12 protein-coding genes are annotated in these 12,429 nt (G+C 36.3%); 5 read left to right on the forward strand and 7 right to left on the reverse strand.

From position 1 onward, the window contains the following. Positions 1 to 36: 36 nt before the first annotated feature. Both NBT05_RS11225 and uvrA read right to left on the reverse strand, forming a co-directional pair. Positions 37 to 726 carry a TIGR00730 family Rossman fold protein gene (locus NBT05_RS11225; protein ID WP_265769953.1) on the reverse strand — a complete coding sequence of 230 codons (690 nt, stop codon included), beginning with the start codon at positions 724 to 726 and terminating at the stop codon, positions 37 to 39. Positions 727 to 810: 84 nt separating this feature from the next. Beyond that, positions 811 to 3,669 (reverse strand): excinuclease ABC subunit UvrA, encoded by a 2,859-nt coding sequence (gene uvrA / locus NBT05_RS11230; protein WP_265769954.1) that lies wholly within the window; start codon positions 3,667 to 3,669, stop codon positions 811 to 813. Between the two features lie 678 nt (positions 3,670 to 4,347). Here uvrA and NBT05_RS11235 point away from each other — a divergent pair. Further along, entirely contained in the window at positions 4,348 to 4,869 is a 522-nt protein-coding gene (locus tag NBT05_RS11235) for a hypothetical protein (RefSeq protein ID WP_265769955.1), read from the forward strand. Between the two features lie 62 nt (positions 4,870 to 4,931). Here the strand turns inward: NBT05_RS11235 and aroB are convergent, their stop codons facing one another. Continuing rightward, a complete protein-coding gene (aroB, locus tag NBT05_RS11240) occupies positions 4,932 to 6,002 on the reverse strand; it encodes a 3-dehydroquinate synthase (RefSeq protein WP_265769956.1) in 1,071 nt (356 codons plus the stop codon). Between the two features lie 168 nt (positions 6,003 to 6,170). On the opposite strand from aroB, the gene NBT05_RS11245 reads away from it, so the two are divergent. Beyond that, a complete protein-coding gene (locus NBT05_RS11245; protein ID WP_265773239.1) occupies positions 6,171 to 7,340 on the forward strand; it encodes a proline dehydrogenase family protein in 1,170 nt (389 codons plus the stop codon). A gap of 96 nt (positions 7,341 to 7,436) precedes the next feature. Continuing rightward, positions 7,437 to 8,714: an ornithine--oxo-acid transaminase gene (gene rocD / locus NBT05_RS11250; protein WP_265769957.1), complete on the forward strand. Its 1,278-nt coding sequence runs from the start codon at positions 7,437 to 7,439 to the stop codon at positions 8,712 to 8,714. Positions 8,715 to 9,198: 484 nt separating this feature from the next. Here rocD and NBT05_RS11255 read toward each other — a convergent pair whose 3' ends face one another. Next, complete coding sequence (locus NBT05_RS11255; RefSeq protein ID WP_265769958.1) at positions 9,199 to 9,534, reverse strand: CCC motif membrane protein; 336 nt, start codon at positions 9,532 to 9,534, stop codon at positions 9,199 to 9,201. 9 nt (positions 9,535 to 9,543) lie between these two features. Then, positions 9,544 to 9,816 carry a DUF2752 domain-containing protein gene (locus NBT05_RS11260; protein ID WP_265769959.1) on the reverse strand — a complete coding sequence of 91 codons (273 nt, stop codon included), beginning with the start codon at positions 9,814 to 9,816 and terminating at the stop codon, positions 9,544 to 9,546. Between the two features lie 118 nt (positions 9,817 to 9,934). Between NBT05_RS11260 and NBT05_RS11265 the strand changes: the two genes are divergently transcribed. Both NBT05_RS11265 and NBT05_RS11270 read left to right on the forward strand, forming a co-directional pair. Further along, positions 9,935 to 10,156 (forward strand): hypothetical protein, encoded by a 222-nt coding sequence (locus NBT05_RS11265; protein ID WP_265769960.1) that lies wholly within the window; start codon positions 9,935 to 9,937, stop codon positions 10,154 to 10,156. After that, positions 10,140 to 10,691: a DNA mismatch repair protein MutS gene (locus tag NBT05_RS11270; RefSeq protein WP_265769961.1), complete on the forward strand. Its 552-nt coding sequence runs from the start codon at positions 10,140 to 10,142 to the stop codon at positions 10,689 to 10,691. The genes NBT05_RS11265 and NBT05_RS11270 overlap by 17 nt, the downstream gene beginning before the upstream one ends. Before the next feature lie 59 nt (positions 10,692 to 10,750). On the opposite strand, the gene NBT05_RS11275 is transcribed toward NBT05_RS11270, so the two are convergent. Both NBT05_RS11275 and NBT05_RS11280 read right to left on the reverse strand, forming a co-directional pair. After that, positions 10,751 to 11,278: a hypothetical protein gene (locus NBT05_RS11275; RefSeq protein ID WP_265769962.1), complete on the reverse strand. Its 528-nt coding sequence runs from the start codon at positions 11,276 to 11,278 to the stop codon at positions 10,751 to 10,753. A gap of 1 nt (position 11,279) precedes the next feature. Next, positions 11,280 to 12,347: a hypothetical protein gene (locus tag NBT05_RS11280; protein ID WP_265769963.1), complete on the reverse strand. Its 1,068-nt coding sequence runs from the start codon at positions 12,345 to 12,347 to the stop codon at positions 11,280 to 11,282. Positions 12,348 to 12,429 lie beyond the last annotated feature (82 nt).

Consider the following 12,429-nt stretch of genomic DNA (forward strand, 5'->3'; position numbering starts at 1 on the left):
TAACGATAGGCTACAAAAGGAAATACCATAACAATTTTAAAAGTTCGGACTTAAATTAAATTCGTTATAGAATTCATCCAGAATAGAAAGTACTTCTTCCGGGGTGTCCACTACGTGAATCAGGTCAATATCACCTGAACTGATATTTTGAAAACTGTCCAGTAATGTAGTTTTTATCCAGTCTACCAATCCGCTCCAAAATTCGGTTCCAACTAAAATAATCGGGAATTTACCAATCTTATTCGTCTGAATTAATGTGATGGCTTCAAACAATTCATCTAACGTGCCAAAGCCCCCGGGCATAACTACAAAACCCTGAGAATACTTGACAAACATGACCTTTCTGACAAAGAAATAGTCAAAATCCAGGCTTTTATCACTGTCAATATAAGGGTTATCATGTTGCTCAAATGGCAAATCAATATTTAACCCCACCGAAGTACCTCCTGCCAGATGTGCTCCTTTATTTCCGGCTTCCATAATTCCAGGACCACCTCCGGTAATAACTCCATAACCGTGCTGTACGATTTTTTCAGCCACATCTACGGCTAACTGATAGTATTTATTATCTGTTTTTGTCCGGGCAGAACCAAAAATCGAAACACAGGGACCAATTTTACTCATTTTTTCAAACCCGGTGACAAATTCACCCATGATTTTAAAAATAGCCCAAGAATCGTTAGTTTTAATTTCGTTCCATCCTTTGTGACGTTGTTCTTTTCTCATATTTTATAAATCCGTACTTCATAGCCATTGGATTACCAGTAATAAATACGTTAAATGATAATCTATGTGACAATAATAAGTACACTATTTTACACTTGCTATTTGTTTAGGTGCTAATTCTTTCTTTAAGAATCTGGCAGTATGACTATTAGGGTCATTGCTTACTTTTTCGGGCGTTCCTTTAGTGACTACCGTTCCTCCGTTCTTTCCACCTTCCGGTCCAATATCAATAATATAATCAGCAATCTTGACAACATCCAGGTTATGCTCTATTATTAAAACGGTATTTCCTTTGTCGACTAATTCATTTAAAACTTCCATCAATACCCGGATATCTTCAAAATGTAATCCGGTGGTAGGTTCATCCAGAATATAAAAGGTATTTCCGGTATCTCTTTTTGATAGTTCTGTAGCCAATTTAATTCGTTGCGCTTCTCCTCCGGAAAGGGTGGTGGATTGTTGTCCAAGTGTTATATACCCCAGTCCTACATCCTTTATAGTCTTTAACTTTCGGTATATCCGGGGAATCTGATCAAAAAAGTCACAACTATCATTAATAGTCATTTCTAATACATCCGAAATGGATTTTCCCTTATATCGTATTTCCAGGGTTTCCCGGTTAAAACGCTTGCCCTGGCAGGTCTCACATTCTACATATACGTCCGGTAAAAAATTCATCTCTATCACCCGTAATCCACCACCTTTACAAGTTTCACAGCGTCCTCCGGCTACATTAAAACTAAAGCGTCCCGGTTTATATCCCCGGATCATTGCTTCAGGGGTTTTTGAAAATAAATTTCGAATCTCGGAAAATACACCAGTATACGTTGCCGGATTTGACCTCGGAGTTCTTCCGATAGGCGTTTGATTGATATCAATTACTTTATCTGTATGATCCAACCCTGTAATACTTTTATAAGGCATTGGTTCTTTTACCCCGTTAAAGTAATGTGCATTCATGATCGGGTATAGGGTTTCATTAATCAAGGTAGATTTACCACTTCCGGAAACTCCGGTTACTACGATCATCTTTCCTAAAGGCAGGTCAATAGAAACATTTTTTAAATTATTACCCGTAGCCCCTTTTAAACTAATTTTCTTCCCATTTCCTTTTCTTCTTTTTTTCGGAATTTCAATTTCCCGTTTACCGGAAAGGTAATCGGCAGTTAAGGTCTGATGCAGGTACAATTCTTCCGGCGGTCCTTCACTAATAATTTCGCCTCCGTATTTACCTGCCCGGGGCCCAATATCAATAACGTAATCCGCCCGTTCGATCATGTCTTTATCATGCTCCACAACAATAACAGAATTACCCAAATCCCGAAGTTGTACCAGGGAATTAATTAGTTTCTCATTATCTCTTTGATGTAAGCCAATACTGGGTTCGTCCAGGATATAGAGTACTCCTACCAACTGCGAACCTATCTGCGTGGCAAGCCGGATCCGTTGTGCTTCTCCGCCTGATAAGGATTTACTGCTTCGGTTAAGGGATAGGTAAGTAAGTCCCACATCAATTAGAAATTGAACTCTGGTTTTAATTTCTTTTATAATTTCACTTGCAATGCTTTGTTGTCTTTCTGAAAGGCGATCTGTTAGGCCTTCAAACCAATCAGCAAGTTCAACAATGTCCATCAACGCCAGTTCGGCAATATTTTTACCATCTACCTTAAAGTATAAAGATTCTTTGTTTAAACGGGAACCTTTACAGACCGGACAGGTGATATGATCCATAAATTCCTTTGCCCATCGCTTTAAAGAAGCCGAATCATTATTTTTATAAGTATTTTCAATAAAAGTAGCTACCCCTTCAAAATCAATTTTATACGACCGGGTAACTCCCAGAGTTTTACTATTTACCGAAAATTTATCGCTTCCGCCGTATAAAATAACTTGTAAAGCCTCCTTTGGGATACTTGCAATAGGATCACTTAATTTAAAATTGAATTTTTTACCTATTAAGTCCAGTTGTTTAAAGATCCAATTGTTTTTCTGTGGTCCTTGCGGCACGAGCCCCCCGGCTTTAATAGATTTGGTAGTATCCGGGATGATTTTTTTTTCATTTACTTCATATAAACTGCCAATACCGTTACAATTCTGACAGGCACCTTTTGGAGAATTAAAAGAGAAATTGTTTGGTTCGGAGTTAGGATACGAAATTCCGCTTGATGGACACATTAAATTCCGGCTAAAAAAGCGAGATTCCCCGGTTTCCTGTTCAATCACCATTAAGATATCATTACCATGATACATAGCGGTGTTTATGGTTTCCATAAGTCTTTTAGGATCCTCGCTACCATCCTTGTCAATAACCAACCGATCAATGACAATTTCGATATCATGCGTTTTGTAACGATCCAGTTTCATGCCTTTGGTAATATCCTTAATCTCACCATCGGTACGAACTTTAACAAATCCCTGTTTTGCAATTTGTTCAAATAACTCGCGGTAATGACCTTTACGAGAACGAATGACTGGAGCCAGGATATTAATACGTTTTCCGTTATAATTATTAAGAATAAGATCTCGGATCTGCTCATCGCTATAACTGACCATGCGTTCTCCAGTGTTGTAACTATAGGCATCACTGGCGCGGGCGAATAAGAGCCGTAAAAAATCGTAAATTTCTGTAATGGTGCCTACCGTACTACGCGGACTTTTACTGGTCGTTTTTTGCTCAATGGCAATAACCGGGGATAATCCGTCTATTTTATCCACATCGGGACGTTCCAGACTCCCTAAAAACTGGCGGGCGTAAGCGGAAAAGGTTTCGATATACCTACGTTGCCCTTCGGCATAAATGGTATCAAAGGCCAGTGAAGATTTACCAGAACCAGAGAGGCCGGTAATAACCACAAGTTTTTCTCGGGGAATGGTTACATCAATATTTTTAAGATTGTGCACTCTAGCCCCTAAAACTTCAATGTTTTCTTCGAATTCCGCCATATTTTTGCAAAGTTGCAAAGGTAGTGATTTCGCCTTGGATAGTAAAACAAGTGTAACTTTGAGAGATGTTAAAGATTGTTAAGTAGTTATTCTCTTTTTAATATGAGAAGTACAAGGTATTTGTTATTGATTATTAAGTTATAAAGTAGACTAGCCAAAAGGCACTAGGCAAAAGTGTCTGGTGTTATTAATTATTAGGTTACTGAGTTATTAAGTTATTAAGTTGGGTTATTTAGTTTATTTGTTGTTTTCTTAAAATGTTAGAAGTTAGTAATAGACCGAGGGCTGAGGTACTCGAAGCCCGGTTTCTTTTAGTAATTAGCCAAAAGGCATTAGGCAAAAGTGTCTGGCGTTATTGATTATTAAGTTACTGAGTTATTAGGTTATTAAGTTGGGTTATTTAGTTTATTTATTATTTTCTTAAAATGTTAGAAGTTAGTAATAGACCGAGGGCTGAGGTACTCGAAGCCCGGTTTCTTTTAGTAATTAGCCAAAAGATACTAGGTAAAAGGTGATTTTTATATGATTGTTTGATAGTTTTATGTCCTGCTTCTTGGTTCTTGCGTCCTGATTCTCATATCTAATTTCAATTGTCCATAATTTTAGTACTAAATCAAAGCCACAAAAACCAAATTTGCAATATCCCACTCTTTGTTTATTTTCGTAAAAAATTTAAATATGATTTTAGGTATCGGTTCTAGGATTAAACATCCTACTCACGGATTAGGGGTAGTGACAAATGTGACTTCAAAAATGTATTGGGTTACTTTTATAGAGAAGGGACTGGAAACTATTGGGGTAGATGAAGATTTTGAGGTGATTGAAGGAGTAGATGGTGAAGTGGACAGTGTAAGTTTCCTGGAAGTAGAATCTATTTTAAAAAATATACTTAAAAAGTACAGTGATATTTCTGAAATTGTTCCTATCGCAGATAAATGGAAAGGCGGAAAATTAGTTTTAGAACCGGTAGATACGAATCTAGCGTCCAAAGAGGTCCCTATTGATACCTTTTTTCATAAAATTGTAATGGTAAGAGATCGTGTTCGGGTAATGGAGCAAAAGATCAATAGCTCTGCCCTGGATGAACAACTGAAAATTGATTTGCAACAATATATTTCTCGAATTTACGGAAGCCTGACTACCTTTAATGTTCTTTTTAAAAATAAATCACAACATTTTTCAGGAAGTAGTTCTAAATAATGCAGCGTATATCTATTATATTTCTTTGATGCTATTACTTTGTCAATTGTCAATATAGTTTGTTATAAACTTTCATAATAATCAAAAGCCGCTTCTATAATATCTTCGGATACTAACTGGTTAAATACGGCTTCTCCTATTTCTTTTAAGAGTACAAAATAGACATTTCCGTTTTCGTTTTTTTTATCGAAAATAAGTAGCTCTTTAATTTTCATGCGGTCTTCTCTGGCAATAGCCACTTTATTAAAAGTAGCCAGGATTACCTCACTAATTTCAGTCAATTCGTTATTAGTCAAACCGGTTAGTTCTTTAGAAATATAACTTTCAAGAATCATCCCAATGGCAATGGCTTCCCCGTGTAAAAGGATAGGCTTGTCCGGATTTGTCAAGTAAAAAGACTCTATTGCATGTCCTAGGGTATGCCCAAAATTAAGGAATTTCCGAATGTTTTGTTCGGTGGGGTCTTTTTTTACAATATTATTTTTAATAATTACCGAATCATAAATCATTTGACCTAATTCCGAATGATCAACCGCAGATAAATCACTTAGCTTTTTCCAATATCCACGGTCTTTGATCAAACCGTGTTTTAACATTTCGGCAAAACCACTACACATTTGGTTCACCGGAAGGGTTTCTAAATACTCAGGATCGACCAATACCATTTCGGATTCGCTAATAACCCCCACCATATTTTTTAAATTACCCAAGTCCACACCTGTTTTTCCGCCTACGGAAGCATCCACCATAGCAAGTAGGGTAGTAGGTACATTTATATATTTGATTCCTCTTTTAAAGGTACAGGCGATAAAACCACCCATATCTGTAACTACACCACCCCCCAAATTGATCATCAGGCTTTTACGATCCGCCCCTAATTCTGATAAAACATTCCAGATACCGGTACAGGTCTCAATATTTTTATGAATTTCACCCGGTTCTACTTCAATAATTTCAGTATCATACGAAGCTTCAATATTACTCATAAAATGCGCGAAACAATTCTGATGAGTATTTGTGTCTACCAGGATAAATATTCTAGAATGCTCGGCACTTTCTAAATATTTGTTTAATTCAAGGTATGCAGTATGCCCAAAATGTACTACGGAGGCTAAGGAGGTTATCGATTGCATGGTAAAACTATTCTGAACGCGAAATTAACTAGAATTCTATATAATAACACCTTTAAGTACTATTTTTTAAGAATATCAAAAATGGCAAACGCGCCACAAGGATTCATGGAAAAACGGTAACTTTGGAAGACAGGTTTAAATTGAAGAAATATGAAAACAATGGTTCCTATAAATGTACTATTTGACAATACTAAAATCGCTTTTAAATTAAAAAGCGATGCTGATCTGGAAAGGGCTTACTTCTTATTTAAAATGATTGCAAATGAACCGCTGGTAAGGATTGGTACGGCAGTAACTAATTTTGCCCTAAAAGCGCATTTACCCGTTCAGGGATTGATTCGGGCCACTGTTTTTGACCACTTTTGTGGGGGAGTTGATGAAGAAGATTGTCTGCCGGTTATTGATAAAATGTATACGCAAGGTAAAGTATCCTCAGTTTTGGACTATTCTGTAGAAGGTAAAGAAGAAGAAGCCCAGTTTGATGCGGCTTGTCAAAAAATTTTAAAAATCCTTGATTTTGTAGACGAAAAAGAAGCCATTCCTTTTGGGGTGTTTAAACCAACCGGATTCGGACGTTTTGAACTATGGAAAAAAAAGTCTGCTGGTCTACTTTTAACTCCTGAAGAGGAAGAAGAATGGAACCGGATCATAGAACGGTTTCACCTGGTATGTCGTAAAGCTCACGATTGTAATGTACCCTTGCTTATTGATGCCGAAGAGAGTTGGATGCAGGATGCGGCAGACGATCTGGTAACCGATCTGATGAACATTTATAATAAGAAGAAAGCAATCGTGTACAATACCCTGCAGATGTACCGACACGACCGACATGCCTATTTTCAAAAACTACATCAAAAAGCAATAAAAGAAGGCTTTGTTATCGGTATTAAAATTGTAAGGGGTGCCTATATGGAAAAAGAGAATGAACGTGCCAAAGAAAAAGGCTATGCTTCTCCTATTTGTAAAGATAAACAAACCACCGATCAGAATTTTGACAATACACTTGAATATATTTTATCTAACTTAGAACATATTTCGGTGTTTATTGGTACGCATAACGAAGCAAGTTGTTATAAAGCTATTGACTTGATGTCACAATACAACCTGGATAAAACGGATGAGCGAATATGGTTCGGGCAATTATACGGAATGAGTGACCATATCAGTTTTAATCTAGCTGAAGAAGGGTATCAGGTAGCAAAGTACCTGCCTTTTGGCCCGGTAAGAGATGTAATGCCTTATTTGATCCGTCGAGCTGAAGAAAATACCTCAGTTGCCGGACAAACCACTCGGGAGTTAGACCTTATTAGTAAAGAAAGAAAACGACGTAAAGTTTAAGTACTTTTTCGCTAATTTTGTAAGTGCGGATGATTTCTCTCCTCATCATTTCATAAAAGTAGGAATCACTTATGTATTTAGATTAAAACGAAACACATGTCGGTTTTAAAAGACAAAGTATCACAGGATTTTATAGAACTTGAAGAAAAGTACGGAGCCCATAATTACCATCCTCTCCCGGTGGTTTTAGCCAGGGGCGAAGGGGTGTACGTCTGGGACGTAGAAGGTAATAAATATTATGATTTTTTAAGCGCATATTCTGCGGTGAATCAGGGGCATTGTCATCCTAAGATTGTAGATGCGATGACCAATCAGGCCAAAACCCTAACCTTAACTTCCAGGGCATTTCACAACGATCAATTAGGTCCTTACGAAGAATTTGCTACGAATTATTTTAATTACGACAAATTATTACCCATGAATACCGGGGCAGAGGCCGTAGAAACCGCCGTAAAAATTTGTCGTAAATGGGCGTATGAGAAAAAAGGAATTTCAAAAAACGACGCACAAATTGTAGTTTGCAAAAACAACTTTCATGGGCGAACGACTACGATTATTTCTTTTTCTAATGATCCGGTTGCCCGAAAGAACTTTGGCCCTTACACTTCAGGTTTTCTTAAGATTGCATACGACAATCTGGAAGCCTTAGAAGAGGTACTGGAAAATAATGATAATATTGCCGGATTCCTGGTAGAGCCTATCCAGGGAGAAGCGGGGGTTTACGTACCTTCGGAAGATTATTTAATAAAGGCAAAGGCTCTTTGTAAAAAGTATAATGTATTATTTATTGCTGACGAAGTACAAACCGGAATTGCCAGGACAGGCAGGTTACTAGCAACCTGCGGTAATTGTTCCTGTCCGGAAAAAAACTGCTCAGGTACTCCCGAAGTAAAGGCGGATATTTTAATATTAGGAAAAGCCTTAAGCGGGGGAGCTTATCCAGTTTCAGCAGTCTTGGCGAATGATGATATTATGGAAGTCATCCGGCCCGGAAATCACGGAAGTACCTTCGGAGGAAATCCGGTGGCTGCGGCAGTCGCAATAGCCGCCCTGGAAGTTGTACGTGATGAAGAATTGGCGGAAAATGCGGATCAGTTAGGAAAATTATTTAGATCCGAATTGCAAAAATACGTGGATCGTTCTTCGATTGTTCAGCTAGTTCGAGGAAAAGGCTTACTAAATGCCATTGTTATTAATGATGATGAAAATAGCGATACCGCCTGGAATATTTGTATGGCTTTAAAAGATAACGGGTTATTGGCAAAACCTACGCATGGTAATATCATTCGTTTTGCACCGCCGTTAGTAATGACCAAAGAAGAATTGCTGGACTGCGTTCATATTATTATAAAAACCTTACAGGATTTTGAGTAAGTATGTTTTATCTATTGGTGTCCGGTAAAGCTTTAAGATCGCTATCGCTTCAAGAATCAATACTAATTATTATCATATTGAAAATTAGTATTATAACTCGTGGTGTATTTAAATAATAGTTATTATAAAATCCGTCCGTTCGAGTGCTTCGACCAAAGGAAGAAGTGTATCGAGAACAAGGATTTTTAGTTAAAAAAGCTATTCTCGATACATTTTTTCTTCATTTCATTACGAAAAAACACTCGAATTGACGCTTTTTTCCCTTTAAATGCATCAGAGATTATGATAATTATTAACTTTAAAAAAACAAAACACTTTTTAAAAAAGTAGAAAAGCAACCTCCAAGTACTTTAAAGTTTGGGATCATTCTATTTTTCTTATCGTAGCCAAAATTAAAAGGTCATTGCGAAGAAGTGGTAATTATTAGTTTTACCTTACCTTCTCTACAATGACCTTCCTTTATTTTAGACAAAAGCGAATTATCCTATTCGGACGTTCCGCTTTCATAACTTCTTTGCATTTCTTCAATCATTAATTGATATCCTTCAAAACCTACCGTAACAAATATATAGATCATATAGATTAGTACTAACAAACTTAGAACAATTCCGATAATTGCCAGAATTCTTCCGGCCTTAATATTTTCAAATCCACTATATAGACTAGGATCGGTATTGTATAGCTCTGTGTCTTTTTTAGCAAAGTATAAAGCGATGATAGCAAATATAATTCCGGGAATCCCCCAGCAACAACAGCCTAAAAGAGATAAAATTCCGAAAATTAAAACTAAAGTCGAATTGGGTAATTTTTGTTTTTCCATAAAATATAATTAAGTAAAGATAAATTTCATTTTTAATATATAATTGCCCACCATAAAAACTACAATAGCAGTAATTAGCGTTAACTTTAAATACCAACTGTATTTAATTGTTACAAAGAATTCAGATAAAATAAAAAGTAAGAAGCCTAAAAGCGGATAAATAGCCGGGTACATATAAAAAGCTGCTTTAAATTCCCCTTTAGCGAGTAGCCATAAGGAACGTTGCATACCACAACCCAGGCAATCAATTCCTAAGAAATACTTATTTAAACATGGTAACATATATTCTTCCAAAATACGCTCTTTATGAAAGCAATATACATAATTTGGATTGAATTTATTTTGAAAGAATACTAAAGAATACCGGTTTATTAGTAATTTCGTAGTTAAATAATTTAGTTTGAAAAAGAAAATAGCGGTCATAGCTATACTTGTCGGAGCCCTAATCCTCATTGTACAGCTTGCTTTAAAAAGTAAAGGCTATTATGTGCAAAGTGTAGGTATTCTATTACTTATGGGTGGCCTTTTTCTAATAAATACTTCCATTCCTTCTTCTACATCAAATGTAGAAAAGGATAAAATTGAAAAAGATACTAGCGAAAGTTATGAAGATAGGGGATAAAGTTTCGGTATTAGACGACCCTATAACCGGTGTCATTACTAAAGTTGAGAATGATCAGATTATTATCAGAACCGAAGATGGTTTTGAAATGGAATTCACTCAGCAGGAATTAGTAGTGGAACATAGCACCCTATCCTTGGTACCATCTTTAGAAGAAATAACAGATGCCGTTCAAGACAAAGAACACTTTAAAAAGAAATCTAAGAAACCCCTTATTACTACAAAAAAGAAAGAAATTCCTGCAATGGAAGTAGATTTACATATTCATAAGTTAACTGAATCTTCTAAGGGAATGTCTAATTACGACATGCTAAATCTGCAATTGGAGACAGCTAAGCGACAATTACAATTTGCAATAGAGAAACGTATATCACGAGTCATATTTATTCATGGAGTAGGCCAGGGAGTCTTAAAAGAAGAATTACGTTACGAATTTTCTAAATACGATGGTATTAAAGTAAGTGATGCGGACTACCAGAAGTACGGTTTGGGGGCTATGGAAATTTATATCTATCAAAACCCAGATAGAAAATAGGATAACAACTACAGACAAATGATTATTCGATTTAACCGGTCACTAAATACAAATAAAATCTATTTATTCTGTACCAATCTTTGCGTACCCAGTAAAATTACTTCATTTCGTAAGGATATGCCTTCTCCGTTTAAGGAAGTACCTATCATGGTTAGGGTACGATCAAAGGTTAAAGTGGTATCCGTACTTTCAACTTCTACGTACTGAAATACACCGGCACCACTAATACTTTTTAGTTCAAAATCCACATTATTTTCTGATGGCGGAATAATACTGCAAAAATAGGTGTCCGGATTAATACCTTCGGTTAATTTTCTGTAGATTAATAAGTTAGTTTGTTCGGTTAAATTGATAACAATATCTTCAGCAGAAAAAGTATTAATGTCAAATGTAGAGCTGGAAAAGTTAAATGAAATAAGCTCATCCCGGTTATCTGAAACTTTGTAAAAAACAAAGTCATTCGTATCGTTATTTCCACAACTATCCAGGTTTGCTTCAAAGTCTATATCTCTGGTAATCTCATCACCTTCACTACAAGCTATTATGAGTATTATAAAAAACCCTAAAATCCAATAATTTTGAAACATCCTATTTATCTACTGAAGTTATACTATCTCTCTCGACTTCGCGAAACCCTAAATTTAAAAAGTCTTCATCAAAAGAATCCTGGTTTTCGGAAAATATCAGGTTAAATAAAGATACTTCCGTGCGATAGGTTACCTTATAAACATTATTCTGAGTAATAGGCTCAATTGCCCCCGGTATTATATCTTCCATGCTATTAGTATCCAGATATTCCGGAATACCGTCCCCATCCGGGTCATACTGCTCTGGGTCGTCATTTTCGTTTAAAACTTCATCTCTTGTCAAAATACCATCCCCATCATCGTCATTATCCCGGTAATTAAATATACCATCTCCGTCCGTATCATCGTCTCTTGGGTTTCCATTTCGATTTAAATCTTCTCTGATGGTAGGTACTCCATCACCGTCATCATCATTATCCCTATAATCAGGGATACCATCTTCATCCGTATCTCTATAACTATCATCTGTGGCAATCCCGTTTGATAATTCGGCACTGGTTAAAATACCATCATTATCATCATCCGTATCCAGATAATTAGGAATACCATCATTGTCAGTGTCATCATCTGTCAAATCATTATTAGCATTTAAATCTTCAATTTCAATAGGATCAACCATTGGGTCATCGTCTAATGCCGGTACCCCATCTTCGTCATCCTGTTCTACGATAGTTACCGTAATCTGCGCCAGTCCTTCGGTACTTTTTACTTCGTTAATAACATTAATATCACTATCAGGAACCGTATTACAGTAATAGTCATTAGTAATATCACGGTCAAACTGCCGGTAGGTTAATTCATTGTTACCTTCAGACAGCATAAAAGTCAGTGGGGTTTCGGTTTCAGAACTGGCGTCGTATTGGTCACTTATAAAATTATAAGAAATAGCTTCATCAAGTTGCGGATTAATTTTAAAGAAAACAAAAGAGTTTTCTTCAATTCCCGGGCAAACATTCAGGTCTAACTCATCAAATTCAAAACTAGTCACAATAATATCCCCATCATCACAAGCAGTCACGACCAGGCTGAGTACGAAAAGAAATAGACTATTTTTAAAAAATCTTATCATATGATACGCTTTATTCTACTTAATGACGCTATAATTTATACAATGTTGTATAAAGGCAAAAATAATGGATTTTAAAGATTAT

This window comes from Aquimarina sp. ERC-38 (assembly GCF_026222555.1).
Classification (GTDB): domain Bacteria; phylum Bacteroidota; class Bacteroidia; order Flavobacteriales; family Flavobacteriaceae; genus Aquimarina.

What these genes read in the sequence shown, in the direction of transcription:
- NBT05_RS11255 (WP_265769958.1), bottom strand. Translation starts at nt 9,534, where the DNA reads ATGGAAAAACAAAAATTACCCAATTCGACTTTAGTTTTAATTTTCGGA.
- aroB (WP_265769956.1), bottom strand. Translation starts at nt 6,002, where the DNA reads ATGCAATCGATAACCTCCTTAGCCTCCGTAGTACATTTTGGGCATACT.
- NBT05_RS11275 (WP_265769962.1), bottom strand. Translation starts at nt 11,278, where the DNA reads ATGTTTCAAAATTATTGGATTTTAGGGTTTTTTATAATACTCATAATA.
- NBT05_RS11270 (WP_265769961.1), top strand. Translation starts at nt 10,140, where the DNA reads ATGAAGATAGGGGATAAAGTTTCGGTATTAGACGACCCTATAACCGGT.
- NBT05_RS11260 (WP_265769959.1), bottom strand. Translation starts at nt 9,816, where the DNA reads ATGTTACCATGTTTAAATAAGTATTTCTTAGGAATTGATTGCCTGGGT.
- NBT05_RS11225 (WP_265769953.1), bottom strand. Translation starts at nt 726, where the DNA reads ATGAGAAAAGAACAACGTCACAAAGGATGGAACGAAATTAAAACTAAC.
- uvrA (WP_265769954.1), bottom strand. Translation starts at nt 3,669, where the DNA reads ATGGCGGAATTCGAAGAAAACATTGAAGTTTTAGGGGCTAGAGTGCAC.
- NBT05_RS11235 (WP_265769955.1), top strand. Translation starts at nt 4,348, where the DNA reads ATGATTTTAGGTATCGGTTCTAGGATTAAACATCCTACTCACGGATTA.
- NBT05_RS11280 (WP_265769963.1), bottom strand. Translation starts at nt 12,347, where the DNA reads ATGATAAGATTTTTTAAAAATAGTCTATTTCTTTTCGTACTCAGCCTG.
- rocD (WP_265769957.1), top strand. Translation starts at nt 7,437, where the DNA reads ATGTCGGTTTTAAAAGACAAAGTATCACAGGATTTTATAGAACTTGAA.